Here is a 21,690-nt window from a genome sequence, read left to right as displayed (position 1 = left end):
GGCTGGTTGAGCGCTAGGGGTTAGAAAAGGCGAACTTGGGTCATGGTGCTTGATTGGGTACACTAAACGGGTTTTACGATTTTAGGTTTGAGGAGCAGCTTTGAGCGCGCTACCAGTAGCACAAATATTCCCCGCATTACTCGAGCACTTAGCGGCTCAACAACACTTTATTGTTTGTGCTCCTCCAGGGGCGGGTAAATCTACCGCACTGCCATTGATGTTACTTAAACAAGCCAAGCTTGATGGAAAAATCATCATGTTGGAGCCACGGCGATTAGCGGCTCGAAACATTGCTCAGTACCTTGCGAGCCAGTTAGGGGAGAAAGTGGGTGAGCGTGTCGGTTATCAAATGCGTGGTGAGAATCGGCAATCGGCTAATACTCAGTTGTTGGTGGTAACAGAGGGGATACTCACTCGCTTGATTCAAGCCGACCCTGAGTTAGCGGGTGTTGCGTTAATTATCTTTGATGAATTTCACGAGCGTAGTATTCATGCAGATTTAGGCTTAGCACTTAGTTTAGAAGTACAGCAGGCGTTTAACTCTGAACTTAAATTGATGTTAATGTCTGCAACCTTGGAAAGCGATGCTCTGCAGCAACTATTGCCAGAGGCTTTATTACTTGAAAGCGAGGGGCGCAGTTTTCCGATTTCTTATAGTTACCATCCCGTAGACCGAGATTGGCAATGGAGTGAGCGCGTTGCTAAGGTCACCCAACAAGCACTGGCCGAACAAACCGGAAATGTATTGGTATTTTTGCCTGGTAATGCCGAAATCCGTTACGTTGCCCAGCAGCTCGATGCCCAACTCAATGCTGAAGTAGAGCTACATAGCCTGTATGGCAAGTTAAGTTTGGCTGAGCAACAAGCGGCGATTCAGCCTCCGGCGGCAGGTAAACGTAAAGTGGTACTAGCCACCAATATTGCTGAAACCAGTTTGACCATTGACGGCATTAGTTGTGTGGTAGATAGCGGCCTAGAACGCCAAGCCAGCTACCATGCCACCAGTGGTACCACTCGGTTACAAACCAAAATGATTTGTAAGGCCTCGGCAATTCAACGCGCTGGTCGTGCTGGCCGACTGCAAGCGGGCCACTGTTATCGCTTATTTAGTGAAGAGCAACTTAACCATCGACCGTTTGCTAATAGCCCGGAAATTTGTCGCAGTGAGTTAAGCCGTTTAGTGGTTGAATTACAGCAATGGGGCGCTAGCGCCAATGAATTGCAGTGGCTAGAACAGCCGCCAGCAGCGCACTTGGCGCAAGCTGAGCAGCTGTTAAGCCAACTTGCGCTGCTAGAAGGTGGCCGCTTAACCGCTAGAGCAGAAGGTTTAGCTAGTAGTGGCCTAGGGCCCCGCAGCGTGGCGATGTTAGATCAAGCTCAGCAATGGCAGAACAATTTGTCTCAGAAAGGCTTGTTATGGCGAGCCTGTGAATTAGCTGCATTATTAGATATTAATGCCCCGCTAAATGGTGTGGAGCCAAATCAAGCCATTTTGCAGATACAAGGTGCGGCTAAACAGCAATACAAACAACAGCTAACAAGCTTAAGTCAGCGACTTAAGATTCATTCACAAGCAGCTGTTGACCCTTATTGGGATGGATTATTACTCGCACAAGCATTCCCCGATAGGATTGCCTTAAAACGCCAGGCTAACAGCTACACTGCCAGTGCTGGATTTGGTTTGGAGTTACAGCAAGACCAGCAAGCGTTAGCGAAGTATTCAGCCATGGTGGTGGTCGATTTATATTGGCCAGAAGGGCGAAATCAAGGTCGTGTGGCTTTAGCTTGCGAGCTAGACATTGAGCGTTTACGCCAATTTCAGCCTGAGCGTTTTAGCCAACAACTGCATTGTTTGTGGTCTGAGTCTGCCAAGCGGGTAGTGGCCGAGCAACAGCAAAGGTTGGGCAGCTTAGTGCTGTCTTCTCAACCCGCCAATCAGCTAGAGCCAGAGCTAGTGATAGAAGCTTGGCTTGAGCAAATTAATCGTAAAGGCTTTAGTTGGTTACCCCTTGGCGACAGGGCCCAAGCGTGGTTAGAAAAGGTGCGTTGCGCAGAGCAGTGGTTTAGCGATCTAAAACTCCTAGACTTTAGTGACCAAGCCTTAGTGGATAGTGCTGAGCAATGGCTAAATATGCATTTACAATCGTGCCGCAGTTGGCAGCAGTTAAAAAGCATAGACTGGTTAGCGGCTTTAAAATCTCGCTTAGATTGGCAGCAACAACAACAAATTGAACAGCTGGTACCGAGTCATTATTTGGCACCCTCGGGTAATCGAGCGGCTATTCGTTATCAGTTAGGTCAAGCTCCGGTAGTGGCAATTAAGCTGCAAGAGATGTTTGGGCAGCCACAGTCCCCGCAATTGGGGAACAAAATAGCGATTACTCTAGAGCTGTTATCACCGGGTGGAAAACCGCTGCAGCTGACGCAAGATTTAGCCAGCTTTTGGCAATCCGCTTATGTTGAGGTAAAAAAAGAAATGAAAGGGCGTTATCCCAAGCACCCTTGGCCTGATGATCCGGTGAATGCCCAAGCAACCCATAAAACAAAGCGACAGCTTAACTACTCTAAAACATAAGCTGCCTCTAAATAGGCATTTATAGCGTACTCTTCATTAACTTCAACTCATTTCAAATATTTATACTGTCATGGTATACGTGACAGTATGTGATGCTGCGGATGGTATATCCGAACAATTTATCTGGATATCATGCTCGGGCTGTAACGAGTTAAGCCTTGTTACTGGGCGCATTATCTCAACTTAATTATTGAGAGAGATGCTGACGAGTGACTCCTTCTATAGAGTGACTGGTCATGATTTATTATAAATTGTGAGAGCTAGCATTATGAATAAAAAAACTTTATTAGGCGCACTGATTGTTTCTTCACTGTCTACCGGCGTTATCGCAGCTGATCTAGATTGGTTCGCTGGCGCGGGTGTGGGTTATCAGGCTGATAATGTAAAGGGTATGTATAACGGCGAAGATGACGGCGCAACCTATCAGTTACGTGGTGGTGCTATTATTAATGACAATCATCGAGTAATGGGCACTTACGCCTATATGGATGAACTTAGCCAAAATACTTTCCTCGCTTCTTACGACTATTTGTACCCATTAAACGAGCAATTCAGTTTATTTGCTGGTGCTTCAATGGGCGCAGCTGATAGCGAAATTAACGATCAAAGCTCTACTGAGTTTGTTTGGGGTGGCCAAGTGGGCGCAATCTACAACATTAATAGCAATTGGAGTGCTGAACTAAGCTATCGCTATTTAGAGCAAGACTACGAAGAAGCGAACTTTAGTTTAAATGATACCCAGCAAGTTATGCTGTCAGTTGATTACCATTTCTAAACGGTTTTCTACTATTGGCTGAGCACGGATGCCAGCCTAGTGTTTTAATCAACGTCGTCTTTACAATGTCTGTTCCCCCTCTTTTTACCATTTATTCTTACATCAATTGAATTGGAGTACGCCCTCATGGCTAGCCAGCTGTGTAAATTTGTGACCCTCAAACCCCTGTGCTTGTTTAGTTTGCTGTTATTGGTTGCTTGCAGCGCGCCGCCAAGAAATGCCTCTCAGCATTCAGAATTAATGTCACCTCTAGCAACCTCAGGCATTCGTTATTGGGACGGCGAAAGTAAAGAAATCACAGGCCACGATTTAGAGACCGAGTACCAGCATATCTTACGCAGTCGAAAAAAAAGCAGAGCGCAAGATCAAGATCAGGTGTATCACCTAGCGTTATCGGGTGGTGGGATTAATGGTGCATTTTCTGCTGGAGTATTGAATGCGTGGACAGCGAAAGGAAACCGCCCTGAGTTTGATTTAGTGACCGGTGTGTCTACTGGCGCAATTGTATCTATATTCGCTTACCTCGGCAGCGACTACGACCATATACTAAAAAAATACTATACCCAAACGAGCTTAAGCAGCCTGTTTGAAGTGAACAGTTACTGGAGCTTGTTGGGCGGAGAAGCGGTTTTAGACACTAACGGGTTTGAACGGCAGGTTCGTAGTTACATTGATGCTGATATTGTTAGCCAATTAGCCAAACAACGCAGCGAGGGCCGGCTGCTGATTATTGGTACTACGAACCTTGATAATGAAAAGTTATCGATGTGGGATGTAGGAAAAATTGCCCAAGAGGGTAGCGATCAAGCCGTAGAGCTGATTCAAAACATTATTATTGCTAGCAGTTCTGTGCCCGGTGCATTCCCCGCTAAAAGCATAGTGATTGATGATGGCCATCAGCGTTTTGAAGAACTACATGTAGATGGTGGTGTTTCTCGCCAAGTATTTTTAGCGCCACAATGGGCCTACCATAGCGACTATGTTAATGGGTTACCGCAACATGTTTATGTGATTCGTAATGGCGTATTAAAGCCTTTTTATCAGGTAGTAGAGAACAACCTTACCGACATTAGCTTGCGTTCATTATCAACCATGATTCGTAATCAAGGCATTGGAGATGTAGAGCATATTTATCACTTTTCCCAGCGTCATAATATGCGTTTTAAATTGGCATATATTGATGATGATTTTGAGTTAATTAAAGACGAGGCTTTTACTAAAGAATATATGAACGCCGTGTACGACTACGCTTACCATAAAACCATGAATGAAGGCCTTTGGCAAACCCTACCGCCTAGCTTACAGGCAAATTAAGTTGGTCTGTAACGGGGTTGTTCGAGTAAACCGTATAGCATTTACCCGTTTTATTTACTGTTAGAGGGGCGAGTAGGGCTAATACTAATTTATGCTTATAAAACGTAGCAAGGGAGAGTATCCTTATGGCTCTCTTCGCTGGCCCTTTCTCGCTACATTTTTGGCTGGCTAATAACTAACGTTTGATTAAGCAGTAAGGCAGTATGAGTCCAAAACAGCCCAATTCTTCGGCTAAAAAGCCAAGTCCTAAAAAAACGACTGCTAAAAAGCCCGCCAGTAAAGCCAAGCGATCTCCAGCCAAGAAAACCACCAAGCCACGCAGTGCTAAAAAAACCACCAAAAAAGTCTCTCTCGGTAAACGTTTATGGCGAATCGGCTGGAAACTGGCTGTAGTTGGTATTGTGGTGTTAGTGGCATGGGGAATTGTATTAGATAGACAGATTCAACAGCGTTTTGCCGGAGACAAGTGGCAGTTACCTGCTGCGGTTTATGGCCGAGAGCTTCAACTCTATCCAGGGCTTCGCTTAAGCCGAAAAGAGCTACAAGATGAATTAGCCTTACTTAATTACCGCAAAGTAAAACGGGCCAAACGTGGTGGTGAATATGCGGTATCTGAAACCAAAATTGAAGTGGTACGCAGGCAGTTTGAATTTGCCGATGGCGTCGAACCAGAATTGCCGATGTTACTCACCTTTAGCCCATCACGTTTAGCTAAAATTCAGCATCGCGATAGCGGAGAAGAGATAGCCCAAACCCGACTCGATCCAGTATTGCTAGAACGCTTAAATGTAACCGAGCAAGAAGACCGCCTATTTGTGCCGCTTAATGAGATTCCAGAATCGCTAAAGCTCGCACTTATTCTCACCGAAGACCGTCAGTTTTATCAGCATGATGGTGTGTCACCTATGGCAATTGCTCGAGCCTTAGTGGTTAATTTACGGGCTGGGCGAACGGTGCAGGGGGGAAGTACCATTACCCAGCAATTAGCAAAAAACTTCTTTTTAACCCGTGACCGTACTCTGTGGCGAAAACTTCAAGAGGCATACATGGCTCTGCTGATTGATTTTCGTTACAGCAAAGATGAGATATTGGAGAGTTACTTTAACGAAGTGTATCTGGGCCAAAATGGCAGCAATGCGGTACACGGTATCGGCTTGGCCAGTTACTTTTATTTCGGACGCCCCGTCACTGATTTATCGGTCGAGCAAGTGGCGTTGTTGGTGGCAATTATCAAGGGGCCGTCTTATTACGACCCGTGGCGCCGTGAAGAGCGTGCATTAAATCGTCGTGATATTGTATTACGTATCTTGGCTGAAGAAGGCGAGATATCGGCAGAGCGCTACAAGCTGGCGGTTAAACAGCCTTTAGGCTTGAGCAAACGTGGCAGCATGGGTTATCAAAAAACGCCGGGCTTTGTCTCTTTAGTGCGCCGCGAATTAAAGCAATATGCTAACGACTGGAGCAGCCACAACGGGGTGAAAGTATTCACCACGCTGGATCCTTTGTCACAGCGCCACGCTCAAACTGCAGCGCAGTCGGTATTAGAGCAACTCGACAAAGGCAATAAAAAGCAGCTACAAACAGCGATGGTGATTAGTGAGCGCCATAGTGGAGCTATTCGTGCCTTAATTGGTGGCCGCGAAAAAAATAATCATGGATTTAACCGCGCGCTAGACGCGCGTCGTCAAATTGGTTCGCTGGTTAAACCGTTTGTGTATCTTACTGCCCTAGAGCAAGGCCATCAGTTAGGCGAGTTACTGGATAATAGCCCGCTCTCTGTTCCTTTAGATGACGGTACCCATTGGCAGCCCAACAACTACGATAAAACCTTTAGTGAGCCAGTAATGTTAGTGCGTGCTCTAGCCGAGTCGTTAAACGTGCCTACGGTTCGTTTAGGTCTAGAAGTTGGGGTCGATTCAGTCGTGGATACGCTTAAATTAGCGGGCTTGCAGGAAAATACTCGCGCTTACCCTTCGTTATTGTTGGGTAGTTTGAGTTTGTCGCCCTTTCAAATGGCGCAGTTATACCAAACTCTAGGAGGCGATGGTGAATATCGCCCATTGTACGCGGTGCATCAAGTAAATGATGGTCACGGCAATGTATTGTATCGCGCCGATAGCAAAGTTGAACGCCGATGGTCGGAAATGAGTAATTTCCTCACTTTATATGGAATGAGCCAAGTCACGCGCAGTGGTACTGCTCGTTCACTGAAATGGCGTATTCCTAAAGTTGATTTAGCCGGTAAAACGGGCACGACCAACGATTTAAGAGACAGTTGGTATGTGGGCATCGATCAGCGAGAAATTGTCACCGTATGGGTGGGCCGAGATGATAATAAACCTGCTGCTGTCACCGGATCGTCAGCTGCGCTGCCAGTGTATGCTGCTTACTTAAAAACTTCTTACCCGCAATCGCTAAGAGCGATGCAACCGGATCAACTATCTTGGGTTCACTTTGCTAAAAGTAATGGCCATCCTACATCGGCTGGCTGTGGTGAAACCCAATTGTTGCCTGCACCAAGTAGCCAAGCAGAGCTGGCCGAAGGCTGTGTACAACACACTGCGACCAAGGCTAAAACCTGGCTACAAAGTATATTTAACTAAGCCGAATTAATCGATTAAGGACTCGTAATGTTACAAGCAAACCAAGCGAAAATAATGCTGCAACTGCAAGACAACATGAACGCTAAAGTGAATCCAGATTGGCTGGCTACGCGTTCACCGTTTTTACGTGCGGTTGTTATTGAAGGCGCGGAAGCCATTGAGCATCACGGCTGGAAATGGTGGAAAAAACAAGACTGCGACTTAGAGCAGCTGCAAATGGAGCTAGTAGATATTTGGCACTTTGTATTGTCAGAGCTTTTACTACAAGCAAATGGGGAGCATGCACCCGCTCAGGCCCATGTTTTTGCCCATATCGACGAAACATCGCTAGAGTTTGATGGTAATACTTGGCAGTTCTCTGAACTTAATTTGTTAGAAAAACTAGAGTTACTCATTGGCTTAGCGGCGGCCAAACGTACCAGTATTGGTCTGTTCTCAGCCTTGTTAGCGGATTGCCAAATGACTTGGGTGGATCTTTACCAGCAATATGTGAGCAAAAATGTGCTTAACTTTTTCCGCCAAGACAACGGCTATAAACAAGGCACTTATCGAAAAGTGTGGGGCGGTCGAGAAGATAACGAACACCTAGTGGAGTTGATGCTGGATTTGGATGCTACTAGCTTGAGCTTCCAAGATGATTTGTATCAGGCGCTACATCAACGCTACAGCCAATCTAAGTAATGTAGGCTTTGTTGCAAATTGGCGCATTGATGCGCCTTTTTTGTGAGCATTTGCAATACGCTAAACCACCTCTCCTCGCGCTTGTTTTAGATTATTTGTGAAATGCCCAGCAAAGCTAGTCAATTATTCTATTGGTATGCTTTTCAACTACTTGCTTGTGGAATTTTTACTCTAAATTGGTTTTTAAGAAAAGCTGGCCTTGTTATTGCTCCTTATACTTTGTGTGGTTAAGTAGGTAATCACGCTTTCATAATCCAAGTAGTAGAGGTAAATATTATGGCTGTTTCAAGTTTTAGAGGTGCTTCAGGTGCGAGTTTTTGTCCAAGTAAGTCTAGTGATAAGCAAACCCGTAACAATGCTAAGTAGTCGAGTAGTTGGTATTCATCCACTATTCTAATAAAGCGCTTATTTCCGATGAGCGCTTTAACCCCCCCCTATTGCTAGTTTATTGTTAACTAAATCACACTTTTTTAGCGAAGTTAAGTTTCAGATAAATCTAGTATTTTTCCTATTTACGTCACTTTCTCCTCATTTTTTTCTCATTTTTGTGAAATAAGCCAGTAGACCACTGGGTCTTCTTGAACATGGCTGCGCAGTCTTGGATCATTACCAGGAGAATTATTATGAAAGCCGTTATTTCAACAGTGTTAAGTGTAGTGTTTGGATCTTTTTTAATGTTTAGCGCTGCTAGTCAGGCGGCGGTTGGCCCTTTAAGTGGGGCGCAAGGAAGCATGCAAATAGGAACCAGTGGAGTCGACCGTCATACCTGTCAGCGCGAAGCAATTCGTGGCGAAGTACAGTCGCCGTTTTGTTAAGCAGATAAAGTATTAGGAGAATGATGATGAAAGCCTTAACTACCAGTTTACTCAGTGTTGTGTTTGGTTCAGCTTTAATGTTTAGCGCTGCTAGCCAAGCCTCTTTTACTCCAGCCAATAGTGCTCAGGGCAGTCTGCAAATAGGTACTAGCGGTGTTGACCGTCATACCTGTCAGCGTGAAGCATTACGTGGCGAAGTACAGTCGCCGTTTTGTTAAGCAGATAAAGTATTAGGAGAATGATGATGAAAGCCTTAACCACCAGTTTACTCAGTGTTGTGTTTGGTTCAGCCTTAATGTTTAGCGCTGCTAGCCAAGCCTCTTTTACTCCAGCCAATAGTGCTCAGGGCAGTCTGCAAATAGGTACTAGCGGTGTTGACCGTCATACCTGTCAGCGCGAAGCATAATGTTTAGCGCTGCTAGTCAGGCGGCGGTTGGCCCTTTAAGTGGGGCGCAAGGAAGCATGCAAATAGGAACCAGTGGAGTCGACCGTCATACCTGTCAGCGCGAAGCAATTCGTGGCGAAGTACAGTCGCCGTTTTGTTAAGCAGATAAAGTATTAGGAGAATGATGATGAAAGCCTTAACTACCAGTTTACTCAGTGTTGTGTTTGGTTCAGCTTTAATGTTTAGCGCTGCTAGCCAAGCCTCTTTTACTCCAGCCAATAGTGCTCAGGGCAGTCTGCAAATAGGTACTAGCGGTGTTGACCGTCATACCTGTCAGCGTGAAGCATTACGTGGCGAAGTACAGTCGCCGTTTTGTTAAGCAGATAAAGTATTAGGAGAATGATGATGAAAGCCTTAACCACCAGTTTACTCAGTGTTGTGTTTGGTTCAGCCTTAATGTTTAGCGCTGCTAGCCAAGCCTCTTTTACTCCAGCCAATAGTGCTCAGGGCAGTCTGCAAATAGGTACTAGCGGTGTTGACCGTCATACCTGTCAGCGCGAAGCAATTCGTGGCGAAGTACAGTCGCCGTTTTGTTAAGCAGATAAAGTATTAGGAGAATGATGATGAAAGCCTTAACCACCAGTTTACTCAGCGTTGTGTTTGGTTCAGCCTTAATGTTTAGTGCTGCTAGCCAAGCCTCTTTTACTCCAGCCAATAGTGCTCAGGGTAGTCTGCAAATAGGTACTAGCGGTGTTGACCGTCATACTTGTCAGCGTGAAGCATTACGTGGTGAAGTACAGTCGCCGTTTTGTTAGGTGAACAGATTTCAAAAAAGGCGATGTGAATTCACATCGCCTTTTTTGATCTGCTGGTTGGCTAGGCTAAGCTGTTGGTCGGCAACGATCACTAAAGCTAGGTTGCTCAAAGTAGTCGTTGAGCAAAGCTAATAACTCTGAGTCTTGAGTGTGTAATTGAGTATTGCTTAAGGCAATGGTTGGCAAACCTTTGCTAGTTGCTTGAGTCTTTGTGGGGTGAATAGTGGTTTCTTTTTGAAATGCTTCAAACATAACGAACTCCTAAATATTAGTTCGCGCCTAGAGGCGCTTTAGCGGTATTTGTTAGCCGCCCGCAAGTTGTTGATTAAATCGGCGGCAGAGGTAGAATGATATTTGGCCATCTAGATGTCTAATTGTGTTTTGCCACAAGTCATAACTATTAGTTATTTATCGAGTTCTGAAAGAGTAAGATAGCCATTCTGCTTTTGTTTGGGCTGCATTACATGCTAAAACTGTTTTATATGCTGGTCGCTTGGCTATCAGTATTATTAGGAACACTAGGTATTTTTCTACCTTTGTTACCCACTACGCCATTTATTTTGTTGGCGGTAGCCTTGTTTTCGAAAAGCTCACCGCGTTTCGAAGCCTGGTTACAACAGCACCCTACCTTTGGCCCCTTAATTAATGATTGGCACCAACATGGTGTGGTTAGCCTCAAAGCTAAATTAAGCGCTACGCTAATGGTCACCATCTCTGCTGGATTAATGCTGTGGATGAATGTGCCTTGGATTGGAAGAATTGTTGCTGGTGTCTGCCTGCTAGCAGTAATGGTGTTTTTGTGGACTCGCCCTTCCACTAAAAAGTTGCTTCGCTAAGCGTCTCTTTTTCTGTCTATAATTCTTATTAAGTAATAAATTTAATATTAAGGGTTATTGATGCGCATACTGTTTATCGTTTGTAGCTTATTGTTGGCGAATATTGTTCATGCGGGTAATGGAACAGAAGTGTCTAATGTGAATTGCAATGGCACGTGGATCCGATCAGGCACCGATAAGCTTGAATTGATAAGCGCTTGTGGCAAACCAGAATATGAAGAAGTAGTGAGCGGCGATAACTTCAATAAACTTGAAGGCGTATTGTATAAGATTAACGGCAAGAAATATGTTGTGTATTTAAAAACTGGTCAAGTGGTGAAAATAGAGTGGTTACGTTAAACCGCGCCCTTAGCGAGCGCGGTTTAATAAGCTTATTTTAGTTGAGCAAAACAGCGCTCTGCTGCCGCAATGGTGGCGTCGATATCAGCTTCGGTATGCGCATACGAAGTAAATGACGCCTCAAAAGCTGAAGGCGCTAAGTAAATACCTTCTTCTAACATCAAGTGGAAAAACTTTTTAAAGCGTTCTGCATCACAAGCACAAGCTTGGGCGAAGTTAGTCACACTTGTTTCTTCGGTGAAGAAGAAACCTAACATTGCGCCTACCTGATTTACGGTCAGTGGAATCGCTTGGCGATCAGCTGCTTCTTTCAGGCCTTTGGCTAAGCGTTCGGTCATTGCATTTAAGTGCTGGTGAACCGTTGGATCTTTAAGTGCAGTTAGCGCTGCTAAGCCAGCAGCCATCGCGATAGGGTTACCCGATAGCGTGCCTGCTTGGTAAACTGGGCCAATAGGCGCCAGTTTATCCATAATTTCTTTGCTACCACCAAATGCGCCTACCGGCATGCCGCCGCCAATGACTTTACCTAAGCAGGTTAGATCAGGTTTAACGCCGTAATGTGCTTGAGCTCCACCTAGCGATACGCGAAAACCTGTCATCACTTCATCAATAATGAATACCGCTTGGTATTTATCACAAATCGCACGCAAGCCTTCTAAAAAGCCCTTCACTGGGGGAATACAGTTCATGTTGCCGGCCACTGGCTCAACAATAATACAGGCGATGTCTTCAGGATATTCGGCAAACAGTGCTTCTACAGAGGCTAAATCGTTGTATGTCGCAGTAAGAGTGTGTTGGGCAAAGTCTGCAGGAATGCCCGGCGAACTTGGCTGGCCAAGGGTTAATGCGCCAGAGCCTGCTTTTACTAATAACGAGTCGGCATGGCCGTGGTAGCAACCTTCAAACTTTAATATTTTGTCACGGTTAGTATAACCGCGAGCCAAGCGAATCGCGCTCATGGTCGCTTCAGTACCAGAACTCACCATGCGTACTTGATCCATAGACGGCACTAATTCACATACTAGGTTTGCCATGTCTATTTCAGTGGCAGTAGGCGCACCAAAACTTAAACCTTTGGCGGCTGCGTCAATCACTGCTTGGCGAATAGCGGGGTGGTTGTGGCCTAAAATCATTGGCCCCCACGACCCAACATAATCAATGTAGCTATTGCCGTCAGCATCATAAATGCGGGCGCCGTCGGCTCGTTCAATAAACACTGGCGTACCGCCCACGCCATTAAAGGCACGCACTGGAGAGTTAACACCACCAGGTATGGTTTGCTGGGCTTGGCTAAAGAGTTGTTCTGAGCGAGACATAAAGCATCCTTTAATATCAAAAATACTGGCCGCTTGGGCGCTAAATTGGGCTCACTATAGCAAACTATCTACGGGGGCTACATCTCTGGTTTGTTGCCGGAGATAAATCTGGGTAAACTGTCGTTTTTTCAGGGTAAGTGGGTAGAAAGTGGCAAAGCCGAAGTTGTTAGTGGTGAGTTTAATTGGCGCGTTAGCTTTAACAAGTGTTTATGGTTTATCGGTGGTGGTTGAAGAAAAAGACCAAATGATTAGCCAATTGCAACTGCGTTTAAGTAATGCCCTTGATAGCCAATCGGTTTTACAACAGCGTTTATCCATGGTGCAGCTAGAGCAAGATACTGGCTTAGCCGAAGTGGCTCAGCTTAAACGCAATATTGATGAGCTAACCCAGCAAAATGTAAGCATCACCGAAGAGTTACTGGTATACCGAACCATTATGGCGCCCGAGCAACAAGCTGGCGGCATGAAGATAGAGCAGTTACATATCGAGCCAATGCTCAGCCCTGGTTATTATCGTATGCAAGTATTGCTGATGCAGGTTGCGCGCAATAAACGTTGGCTAAAAGGCGATTTAGAATTACTGGTTATCGGAAGCCAAGACCTGCAGCCTGCTCAATACTCACTAAGCGAACTGCAGCAAGAATCCGCTGCACTTAGCTTTAAGTTTCATTATTTTCAAGAAGTAAATGCCGACTTAAAGTTGCCGGATGGGTTTAAGCCGGAGCGCATAGAGCTTACGGCAAAAGTGAAAGGCAATAAGTGGAACAAGAAGGCCGAAATCGTTCATCAGCAAAACTGGCCGAACTAGGATAATACTTGAACAAATTACTCAGGTATTAGATAATCTGCGCCAGTTAACATATTTAAGGAATTGATAGTGTCAGAGCAAGCTGTAACTGAACAAGCCGCATTTCCGATTCAATTTACCGATGCCGCTGCATCACGTGTAAAAGAGTTGGTTGCTGAAGAAGAAAATCCAGCACTAATGTTGCGTGTCTATGTCACCGGCGGTGGTTGCTCTGGGTTCTCTTACGGATTTACTTTCGATGAAAAAGTGAATGAAGGCGACACCTTAGTAGAGAAGCAGGGCGTATCAATGGTTGTTGACTCAATGAGCCTACAATACTTGGTTGGCGGCATTGTTGATTTTACCTCAGGCTTAGAGGGTTCACGTTTCTTAGTGAACAACCCTAATGCGAATACAACCTGTGGCTGTGGGTCTTCTTTTAGTATTTAGATTTTAATAATAGCTAATGTTTGTATTGTTTTGTAAGCCACCGCAAGGTGGCTTTGTTGTTTCTTAGTCTTAGCACAGGCTTTGTAGCAAATTTGTCAGTAGTATTCTTGAAAGCATATAGATCAAAGGCTCTACCTAGTATACTGATTCTCTTACCATTGAATCGTCAACAGGGAGTGTTTGATTGTGTCTGCCGTAAAACAATTTTTTGCTGCTCGCCCATATATTTTTTCTATCATTATTGTTATCGCAGTTGTCTTATGGATGCTCTCTGGACAACTTAGCTCTGCAGAAAAAGCACCGCTAGATTCGACTAAAACCGAGCATCAACTTACTCGAGTACAAGTTAAAACTTTTACTGCTGAGCCCATCGAACGTAGCTTGCATTTATACGGTCAAACCGAAGCGCGTCGTCAAAGTGTTATTTCTGCTGAAGTTTCTGGCCGACTAGTGGAATTTTTGGTTGCCGAAGGGCGCCCTATCAAAAAAGGCCAAGCCTTAGCCCGTTTAGATATTCAAGACCGTCGCTCGCAGCTATTACGCGCCGAAGCATTACTTGAGCAGCGCACCATTGAATATGCTGGTGTAAAAGCTTTAAGCAAGCAAGGATTCCAAGGTAAAGCGCGTTTGGCCGAAGCCAAAGCATCCTTAGTTGAAGCTGAATCAATGGTAAAAACCCTTAATTTGGCGATTGATAACACCTTAGTGCTATCGCCTTACACAGGTATTTTTGAAGAGAACATTGTAGAAGCGGGTGCTTACCTAGGCATTGGTGACCCGATTCTTCGGTTAGCCGATACCCAACAGTTATTGGTACGCACCGACGTATCTGAGCGCGATATCTCCCAGTTAAAGTTAGATAAAAAAGCCTACGTGACCTTGGTTACTGGCCAAGAAGTAGAAGGCACTATCGATTTCATCGCCACCTTGTCTGATGCCAATACCCGCACTTTTAAAGTAGAAGTACTGCTAGAAAACCAAGACCAAAAACTGATGGCCGGCGTTAGTGCCAGTGTGCGCATTCCCTTAGAAGAAGTGGCTGCCATTAAAGTTAGCCCTGCGGTATTGGCCTTAGATGAGCAAGGTAACCTAGGCGTTAAAACGGTAGTGGACGACGTGGTGCAGTTTATCCCGGCGGATTTAGTACGCTCAGATCCAGATGGTGCTTGGTTATCAGGCTTTACTGGCGATAATGATGTAATTGTACTGGGCCAAGGCTTTGTACGTGAAGGTGACAAGGTTGAACCGGTTACCAAAGCGGAGCTACTCGCCCAAGAGAGGCTTGAATAATGCACGCCTTTATTGAAGCGGTTTTGTCGCGCACCCGCACGGTGCTGTCGCTGTTGGTGTTCTTGTTTATCGCCGGCATCATTACCTATAACAATATCCCTAAAGAATCGGATCCCGATGTAGAGATCCCGGTGATTTATGTGTCTATTCCGCACGACGGTATTTCGCCGCAAGACGCCGAACGCTTGCTGCTTCGCCCTATGGAGCAAGAGCTGCAAGGTTTAGAGGGCATTAAGGAAATGACCGCCACCGCGAGCGAGGGCCATGGCTCGGTGGTATTAGAGTTTATAGTTGGAGTAGACATCGACCAAGCCTTGTCCGATGTACGCGCTAAAGTAGACCAAGCTAAACCTAAATTACCAGCTGGCGGCGACGAACCTGAGGTGCATCAAGTGACCTTGGCCACCGAGCAACCAGCTATTACTGTATTGCTGTCTGGTGACTTGCCACAACGTGCGTTGCTAACCATTGCACGTGACCTGCAAGACCAAATGGAAACCATGAAGCAGGTATTAGAAGTAAACATTGGTGGTGACCGTGAAGACTTCTTAGAGATTATTGTTAACCCGCTGCTGATGGAATCTTATGGGCTCGACCAAGCCGACATTTACAACTTAGTTAGCCGTAATAACCGCTTAGTTACCGCAGGCACCTTAGATACTGGTAACGGCCGCTTTGCAGTAAAAGTACCAGCAGTATTTGAAAACGTTAAAGACGTTATTGAGTTACCGATTAAAGTGGACGGTGACCGCATTGTTACCTTTGGAGATGTAGCATCTGCACGCCGCACCTTTAAAGACGCTAGCACCTACGCTCGAGTAAACGGCAAACCCACTATTTCTTTAGAAGTGAGTAAACGCCCCGGCGAAAACCTGATTGAAACCATTGAGCAGGTTAAACAGCTGATAGCCGACGAACGTAAGTTTTGGCCAGACTCGGTGATTGTGGATTACGCTGGCGACAAATCAAAAGACATTCGCACCATGTTGTCGGAGCTGCAAAACAACATTTTGTCTGCGGTGTTACTGGTAGTGGTGGTGATTATCGCGGTAATGGGCGTGCGCTCATCCTTGTTGGTCGGCATTGCTATTCCGGGCTCATTCTTAGCCGGTATTTTGGTGTTATCGCTGGGCGGCCTTACCATTAATATGATCGTTTTGTTCTCGCTGATTATGGCGGTGGGCATGCTGGTGGATGGTGCCATTGTGGTCACCGAGTTTGCCGATAGGCAAATGAGTGAAGGCGTACCACGGCACCAAGCTTACTCGCTGGCATCACAACGTATGGCATGGCCAATCATTGCTTCTACCGCAACTACCTTAGCGGCGTTTGCACCGTTGCTGGCGTGGCCGGGCATGGTCGGGCAGTTTATGGGGTACTTGCCGTTAACCTTGATTGCCACCTTAAGTGCTTCGCTGGTGATGGCGTTGATCTTTGTACCTTCGCTAGGCAATATTTTTGGTCGCCCGCGTAAGCTAAGTGCTAAGCAGCAACAAGCGCTGATTAAAGCTGACCAAGGACAATGGAAAGACCTACAAGGTTTAACTGGTGTCTATTTACGGGTATTGCATAAGGCAGTAAATGCACCGTTGCGCGTATTAGCTTTGGGCATTGTTATCGCCGTTGTAGTGATTATGGCCTACGGCAGTGCTGGTAAAGGGGTAGAGTTTTTCCCAGATGTAGAGCCCGTAGGTTACAACATAATTGTGCGCTCTCATGGCGATTATTCTACCGATGAAAAGCTACAAGTGATGTTAGAAGTAGAGCGTAGAATCGTTGAGCTTGATGATTACGACACCCTCTACACCAAAGTGGGTGGCGACCAATTAGGCGATATTCGAGTAAATCTTAAAGACTGGAATGAGCGTCGTCCAGCTAACGAAATCATTGAAGATATGCGTTCGCGCCTAGCGCCCATCGCTGGTTTAGAAATTGAGTTTCGCAAAGATAAAGCAGGCCCGCCAGCGGGTAAAGATGTGCAGCTAGAACTTAGCTCTCGCTTTCCTGAGCGCTTAGAACCTATGGCGAAAAAGATCCGTACAATGGTGGACGATAATCCGCACTTTGTTAACGCCGAAGACTCTACCACTAAGCCAGGCATTGAATGGCAGCTTAAAGTTGACCGCGCTAAAGCCGCCCGTTTTGGCGCCGACGTAACGCTGCTGGGTAATACCGTACAGTTTGTGACTAATGGTTTAAATATCGGTGATTATCGTCCCGATGATGTGGATGATGAGCTAGAAATCCGAGTTCGTTTTCCAGAAGAAAATCGTAGCATTAGCCGTTTAAGTGAACTACGGGTTAAAACGGGATACGGTTTAGTGCCTATCACTAACTTTGTTTCTTTAGAAGCTAAGCCTAAGCAAGACGTGATTAACAAAGTAGACGGCCGCCAAGTGATTACGGTTAGTGCCGATATGGCACCAGGGCAAAACCTAAGTTTAGAGTTGCCGCTATTACAAGAGCAGCTTAAACAACTAGAGCTAGACCCCTTGGTTGAGGTGAAACTTCGCGGCCAAAACGAAGACGAACAAGAAACCATGGACTTTTTAGGCAAGGCCTTTATGGTGGCGCTGTTTGTTATGGGGCTTATTTTGGTTACCCAGTTTAATAGCTTCTACCAAGCTTTGCTTATCTTGTCGGCGGTAGTGTTTTCTACCATAGGGGTATTACTGGGGCTGTTAGTGGCAGGGCAAGCCTTCGGCATTATTATGAGTGGCCTAGGGGTCATTACTTTGGCAGGGATTGTGGTGAACAACAATATTGTATTGATTGATACCTACAACGTATTACGCAGGCAAGGCATACCGGCGCAAGAAGCAATTATGCGCACTGGCGCCCAGCGTTTACGCCCAGTAATGCTAACTACCATCACCACTATTTTGGGTTTAATGCCCATGGTGTTGCAGCTGAATATTGATGTATTCGAACGCACGATTGAAGTGGGCGCACCCTCTTCACAATGGTGGTCTCAATTGGCTACTGCAGTAGCGGGTGGTTTAAGTTTTGCTACTTTGCTGACTTTAATCCTGACCCCATGTTTATTGATGTTAGGCGCTAAGTTTAGCCGAAAAGATAAATACGCAGAGCTTGAAGAAGCCAAAGAACAAGAGATGTTAGGGGCGTAGTTAATGGCCTAGCCTTTGTCGCTTAGTTTTAATGTCAACTCTCTTAGGTTTTACTATGCTAAGACTTAAGGGGGAACCCTTCTATTTTGTTGTGGTTTACAAGTGATTTAGCCAGGTAAAAGTAATGAAAGTTTATGGTTATTCAAAGAGCATTGAAGGTAATTCTCCTTTGATATTGTCCGAGATTACTTTATCAACTAATGCTAAAGAGTTACGAGAAATAGCTAAGTTCTTAGAGCAAGCGGCTAACAAAATGGACAGAAATGGCAGTGGCTTTGAGCATCTGCATTTATCTGATTTTTCTACTTCAATTGAAGGACCTGACTTAATTATATTTGATGAGCCGACCTTGAAGTAAAACACCTTAATACCTTTAGATTAGGTATTCATCGTTACCGACAGTAACCAAAAAGAGTAGTTCAAATGTCATATGAAATGTTAGTGGGTTTACATGTATTAGATGACGATATGTACCTGCAGTACCGTGATGCGATGAAGCCGATTCTCTCAAGTTACGGCGGCGGTTTTGGTTACGACTTTAAGGTGTCTGAAGTATTACGCCCTGAGGAGAATAGGGATATTAACCGTGTTTTTACTATTTATTTTTCCGAACGTTCAGCGAAGGAAGCCTTCTTTGCTAATCCTGAATACTTGAAAGTAAGAGAGCGCTACTTTGAAGGCTCTGTGGCTAGTACTACTATCATTTCCAGCTATGAGAAAAACAGCTAGCTAGGCTCTTATTATTGACGTGGGCTGGGGTGGAAGTTGGCCAGTTAAAACCTGTGCTCAGCCCTTATATTACTTGCCATTAGCTTTTTAGATTATTCGATATTATCCCAGCTATTCGGCTGAACTCTTTTAACTCTTCATCACTTAAATTCTGCTTCATCTTTATACTTACTTTGCTCTGTGTATCGGCGATAAGCGCGGCTAGCGCTTGGCCTTCCTCAGTTAGTGATAAAAACTGGCTTCTTTTATCTTCTGGGTTGGCGGTTTTTGTTAGCCAGTTATTGCTAATCATTTCTTTAACTAGGCGAGCAATCTGCGCTTTGTCTCTTCCCAAAAATTGAACAATGTCATTGGCCGTGCAGGCTTCTGAGTTGTGAATATAGCTTAAACATTTTACATGCATGCTGTTTAAACCTAACTCGCTAGCCTTAAGTGCCGAACGCATGGTTAAGCGGTATGAATGTGCAATGCTGAAAATGGTATTGGAAATTGAATGGTTATCCATAGATCCTACTTTGATATTTTGTTGACAATGTCAACTTAATTAAACTATAGTAGACCTTATCAACTTAATTGATGTTATTCAAGCTAATGAAGGAAACACTTTGAAGCCAAAGATGCGATTAACCCATGTTTCTAATATTGTTGAGCTTTCGCCACACCTGCGCCGAATAGTGGTAACAGGCGATAGCTTAGGTGACTTTCCTATCGGTAAAGAAGGCGCTCATGTAAAAGTAGTTTTGCAACAAAGTACCCAAAAAGATCCCATACTGCGTTCATATACTATTCGCTCGTTTAGTGCTGAAACCAAAGAGCTCGCCTTGGATTTTGTGGTTAATCGCCATAGTGGGCCAGCGACTGACTGGGCCAAAAATGCAAAGGTGGGCGACAGCCTGGGTATCGCTGGGCCAGGGCCAATGAAATTGACTCAATATCAGCATGATAGCTACTTGTTAGTGGGCGACATCACGTCGCTAAATGCGATTAACGGCTATGTGCCACGCTTTAATAAAAGTGCCGAAGTAAACGTGGTGATTAGCGTACCGACTCGTGCAGACATTATCGAAATGGATTACCGCGACTCGGTGCATACCGAATGGTTTGTTGAAGATGAAGCAACTGGCACTTTAGAGCAAGCAGTCTTTGAGCGAGCCAAAAACATGCCTCTAGATACCCAGGTATTCTTGGGGCTTGAAGCGAGAAGTATTCGCACATTACGCCCGGTTCTGCAGCAAGATATTGGCTTTAATAGATTGAATGTTTCGGCAGTAGGGTATTGGAAACAAGGCGTAAATGCCGACCGCTTTGGCGCTCAGAAGAAGGCTCAGCCACTGTAAGATTGCTAAATGACTTAAGACCACAATATTGAGATGAGGACGAACACCGTGAAAATTGCAATAACCGCCGCTAACGGCCAGCTAGGCTCTGCAATCGCTAAAGCGACTATCGCTTTATTGTCGAAAGAAAACGTAGTGGCACTGGCGCGTACCCCAGAAAAAGCCGCCGCTTTGGGCGTAGAAGTTCGCCCTGGTGATTACAATAACCAAGGCCAATTAGAGCAGTCTTTACAGGGTATTGATGCACTATTGCTGGTATCTGGTATGGACGCGCCAGACAAGCGCATTGCGCAACACCGAAATGTTATTCGTGCAGCCAAGAGCGCAGGTGTTAAAAAAATAGTGTATACCAGCGTACAAGGCGCAGAACAGGGAACGGCTTTTTCACCGGTGATTCAAAGCAATCGCCAAACCGAGCAAGATGTTCGAGAAAGTGGCCTAGACTGGGTGATTGGTAGAAATGGCATCTACATTGAACCTGATATTGAATATCTAGAAAACTACAAGAAGTTAGGGGTTATTGCTAACTGCGCCGGTGACGGAAAATGCGGCTATACCACGCGTTCCGAATTAGCCCATGCTTACGCATGTATGCTCAGTGATGATAAACACAATGGCAATACCTATAACTTACATGGCGAGGCGCTTAGCCAATACGACTTAGCGGAGTATTTTAATCGCGCTTTCAACACCACGCTGCGTTACACCCCGATGTCGGTTGAAGAGTATAAACAAGAGCGAATTGCTGAACTGGGTGAGTTTATCGGAACAGTAATTTCAGGTATTTATGACGGTATTCGCCAAGGCGAAGCGGATAATCCAAGCCATTTCTTAGCGGCAACGGGGCGGCAGCATCAAGCTTGGGATGATTATTTTTCCAGTTTAAACAAATCTTTATGATTGAGTGACTAAGGTGCGGTTAAAAGCTGGATTGACTTACTCTTAATATTTAGTTGATTAGAACAACTAAATGTGCCAGCATAGTTGTCGCAGTCAACTATGTTGGCAGCGCAGCCTGTCTCACACGCTTATTCGCTATTTTACTCAGTTCATCTCGTTTGGAGAAATCGTGCCGATTCATCGTTCTATTAATCACGCATTGCGAGATATTCGCCTGAAAACGCGAACCAAAATGATGGCTGAGGTAAAGCGCCAACAGGTGGACTTTTCTCCCCTAGAACACAAGGCAATGAGCGATATTGCAGCCTGCGAAGGCGCCTCTCAGCAAACGCTAGTTGTGTCGATGAGTAAAGACAAAGCGCAAATAGCGCGGGTAGTAGCCCGTTTACTGCGACAAGATCTCATCACTAAGCACGGCAATCCAGACGATAAGCGAGCAGTATTGCTGGCCTTAACTGAACGTGGGCAGCAGTTGCTAGCATGTTTGGACAAAGTGGAAATGGAGATCGTTAATGACATGCTGGAGGACTTTAGTGAAGAAGAGTCTCAGCTGTTTTGCTCGTTGCTGCATCGGATTAATCACAACTTAAAGTAAGCACTGCCTTAATCAATGAA

At 45.3% G+C, this 21,690-nt stretch carries 26 protein-coding genes; 23 read left to right on the top strand and 3 right to left on the bottom strand.

Features of this window, described 5'->3' with window-relative positions; all coding sequences use genetic code 11:
• Positions 1-100: 100 nt before the first annotated feature.
• The 12 genes from hrpB (at position 101) to ACLD71_RS02020 (ending at position 9,963) form a co-directional block, all read left to right on the top strand.
• On the top strand, positions 101-2,575 hold the full coding sequence (hrpB, locus tag ACLD71_RS02075) for an ATP-dependent helicase HrpB (protein WP_411992722.1): 2,475 nt from the start codon (positions 101-103) through the stop codon (positions 2,573-2,575).
• A 268-nt stretch (positions 2,576-2,843) separates the two neighbouring features.
• Positions 2,844-3,350, top strand: a complete 507-nt coding sequence (locus ACLD71_RS02070; protein WP_137673970.1) for a porin family protein — start codon at positions 2,844-2,846, stop codon at positions 3,348-3,350.
• A gap of 126 nt (positions 3,351-3,476) precedes the next feature.
• A complete protein-coding gene (locus tag ACLD71_RS02065; RefSeq protein ID WP_411992720.1) occupies positions 3,477-4,664 on the top strand; it encodes a patatin-like phospholipase family protein in 1,188 nt (395 codons plus the stop codon).
• Positions 4,665-4,867: 203 nt separating this feature from the next.
• Positions 4,868-7,267: a penicillin-binding protein 1B gene (gene mrcB, locus ACLD71_RS02060; RefSeq protein WP_411992718.1), complete on the top strand. Its 2,400-nt coding sequence runs from the start codon at positions 4,868-4,870 to the stop codon at positions 7,265-7,267.
• 27 nt (positions 7,268-7,294) lie between these two features.
• A complete protein-coding gene (locus tag ACLD71_RS02055) occupies positions 7,295-7,948 on the top strand; it encodes a dUTP diphosphatase (protein ID WP_137673972.1) in 654 nt (217 codons plus the stop codon).
• A 623-nt stretch (positions 7,949-8,571) separates the two neighbouring features.
• Complete coding sequence (locus tag ACLD71_RS02050; protein ID WP_137673973.1) at positions 8,572-8,763, top strand: hypothetical protein; 192 nt, start codon at positions 8,572-8,574, stop codon at positions 8,761-8,763.
• A 20-nt stretch (positions 8,764-8,783) separates the two neighbouring features.
• Positions 8,784-8,981, top strand: coding sequence for a hypothetical protein (locus ACLD71_RS02045; RefSeq protein WP_235836231.1), 198 nt, complete (start codon positions 8,784-8,786; stop codon positions 8,979-8,981).
• A gap of 20 nt (positions 8,982-9,001) precedes the next feature.
• Positions 9,002-9,169, top strand: a complete 168-nt coding sequence (locus ACLD71_RS02040; protein ID WP_411992716.1) for a hypothetical protein — start codon at positions 9,002-9,004, stop codon at positions 9,167-9,169.
• On the top strand, positions 9,169-9,309 hold the full coding sequence (locus ACLD71_RS02035) for a hypothetical protein (RefSeq protein WP_411992714.1): 141 nt from the start codon (positions 9,169-9,171) through the stop codon (positions 9,307-9,309). The genes ACLD71_RS02040 and ACLD71_RS02035 overlap by 1 nt, the downstream gene beginning before the upstream one ends.
• A 20-nt stretch (positions 9,310-9,329) precedes the next feature.
• On the top strand, positions 9,330-9,527 hold the full coding sequence (locus ACLD71_RS02030; RefSeq protein ID WP_235836231.1) for a hypothetical protein: 198 nt from the start codon (positions 9,330-9,332) through the stop codon (positions 9,525-9,527).
• Positions 9,528-9,547: 20 nt separating this feature from the next.
• Positions 9,548-9,745, top strand: coding sequence for a hypothetical protein (locus tag ACLD71_RS02025; RefSeq protein ID WP_303554610.1), 198 nt, complete (start codon positions 9,548-9,550; stop codon positions 9,743-9,745).
• A gap of 20 nt (positions 9,746-9,765) precedes the next feature.
• A complete protein-coding gene (locus tag ACLD71_RS02020; protein ID WP_235836231.1) occupies positions 9,766-9,963 on the top strand; it encodes a hypothetical protein in 198 nt (65 codons plus the stop codon).
• 66 nt (positions 9,964-10,029) lie between these two features.
• Here the strand turns inward: ACLD71_RS02020 and ACLD71_RS02015 are convergent, their stop codons facing one another.
• A complete protein-coding gene (locus ACLD71_RS02015) occupies positions 10,030-10,215 on the bottom strand; it encodes a hypothetical protein (protein WP_137673974.1) in 186 nt (61 codons plus the stop codon).
• 212 nt (positions 10,216-10,427) lie between these two features.
• Here ACLD71_RS02015 and ACLD71_RS02010 point away from each other — a divergent pair, with 212 nt between their 5' ends.
• Entirely contained in the window at positions 10,428-10,799 is a 372-nt protein-coding gene (locus ACLD71_RS02010) for a YbaN family protein (protein WP_137673975.1), read from the top strand.
• A gap of 60 nt (positions 10,800-10,859) precedes the next feature.
• Positions 10,860-11,138, top strand: coding sequence for a DUF2845 domain-containing protein (locus ACLD71_RS02005; protein WP_137673976.1), 279 nt, complete (start codon positions 10,860-10,862; stop codon positions 11,136-11,138).
• A gap of 32 nt (positions 11,139-11,170) precedes the next feature.
• Here ACLD71_RS02005 and hemL read toward each other — a convergent pair whose 3' ends face one another.
• Positions 11,171-12,454 (bottom strand): glutamate-1-semialdehyde 2,1-aminomutase, encoded by a 1,284-nt coding sequence (hemL, locus tag ACLD71_RS02000; protein ID WP_411992711.1) that lies wholly within the window; start codon positions 12,452-12,454, stop codon positions 11,171-11,173.
• A 148-nt stretch (positions 12,455-12,602) separates the two neighbouring features.
• On the opposite strand from hemL, the gene ACLD71_RS01995 reads away from it, so the two are divergent.
• The 6 genes from ACLD71_RS01995 (at position 12,603) to ACLD71_RS01970 (ending at position 18,838) form a co-directional block, all read left to right on the top strand.
• Positions 12,603-13,262, top strand: coding sequence for a DUF6776 family protein (locus ACLD71_RS01995; protein WP_137673978.1), 660 nt, complete (start codon positions 12,603-12,605; stop codon positions 13,260-13,262).
• Between the two features lie 69 nt (positions 13,263-13,331).
• On the top strand, positions 13,332-13,691 hold the full coding sequence (gene erpA, locus ACLD71_RS01990; protein WP_137673979.1) for an iron-sulfur cluster insertion protein ErpA: 360 nt from the start codon (positions 13,332-13,334) through the stop codon (positions 13,689-13,691).
• A 186-nt stretch (positions 13,692-13,877) separates the two neighbouring features.
• On the top strand, positions 13,878-14,981 hold the full coding sequence (locus tag ACLD71_RS01985; RefSeq protein WP_137673980.1) for an efflux RND transporter periplasmic adaptor subunit: 1,104 nt from the start codon (positions 13,878-13,880) through the stop codon (positions 14,979-14,981).
• On the top strand, positions 14,981-18,109 hold the full coding sequence (locus ACLD71_RS01980) for an efflux RND transporter permease subunit (protein ID WP_137673981.1): 3,129 nt from the start codon (positions 14,981-14,983) through the stop codon (positions 18,107-18,109). Before ACLD71_RS01985 ends, ACLD71_RS01980 begins: the two co-directional genes overlap by 1 nt.
• Positions 18,110-18,233: 124 nt before the next feature.
• Entirely contained in the window at positions 18,234-18,467 is a 234-nt protein-coding gene (locus tag ACLD71_RS01975) for a hypothetical protein (RefSeq protein ID WP_137673982.1), read from the top strand.
• Positions 18,468-18,532: 65 nt separating this feature from the next.
• Positions 18,533-18,838, top strand: a complete 306-nt coding sequence (locus ACLD71_RS01970; protein WP_137673983.1) for a DUF1330 domain-containing protein — start codon at positions 18,533-18,535, stop codon at positions 18,836-18,838.
• Positions 18,839-18,917: 79 nt separating this feature from the next.
• Here ACLD71_RS01970 and ACLD71_RS01965 read toward each other — a convergent pair whose 3' ends face one another.
• Positions 18,918-19,343 carry a MarR family winged helix-turn-helix transcriptional regulator gene (locus ACLD71_RS01965; protein WP_137673984.1) on the bottom strand — a complete coding sequence of 142 codons (426 nt, stop codon included), beginning with the start codon at positions 19,341-19,343 and terminating at the stop codon, positions 18,918-18,920.
• A 100-nt stretch (positions 19,344-19,443) separates the two neighbouring features.
• Here ACLD71_RS01965 and ACLD71_RS01960 point away from each other — a divergent pair, with 100 nt between their 5' ends.
• From ACLD71_RS01960 to ACLD71_RS01950, 3 genes are all read left to right on the top strand, one after another.
• Positions 19,444-20,175, top strand: a complete 732-nt coding sequence (locus tag ACLD71_RS01960; RefSeq protein WP_137673985.1) for a siderophore-interacting protein — start codon at positions 19,444-19,446, stop codon at positions 20,173-20,175.
• Between the two features lie 48 nt (positions 20,176-20,223).
• Positions 20,224-21,075 (top strand): SDR family oxidoreductase, encoded by an 852-nt coding sequence (locus ACLD71_RS01955; RefSeq protein WP_137673986.1) that lies wholly within the window; start codon positions 20,224-20,226, stop codon positions 21,073-21,075.
• Between the two features lie 70 nt (positions 21,076-21,145).
• The gene (locus ACLD71_RS01950; protein ID WP_201798751.1) at positions 21,146-21,670 is read left to right on the top strand and encodes a MarR family winged helix-turn-helix transcriptional regulator; all 525 of its coding nucleotides are present in this window, start codon (positions 21,146-21,148) and stop codon (positions 21,668-21,670) included.
• Positions 21,671-21,690 lie beyond the last annotated feature (20 nt).

Origin of the sequence: Agarivorans sp. DSG3-1, from assembly GCF_046774965.1 — a bacterium.
In the GTDB taxonomy this organism is placed as follows: domain Bacteria; phylum Pseudomonadota; class Gammaproteobacteria; order Enterobacterales; family Celerinatantimonadaceae; genus Agarivorans.
This window is presented reverse-complemented; position numbering and strand designations above follow the sequence as displayed.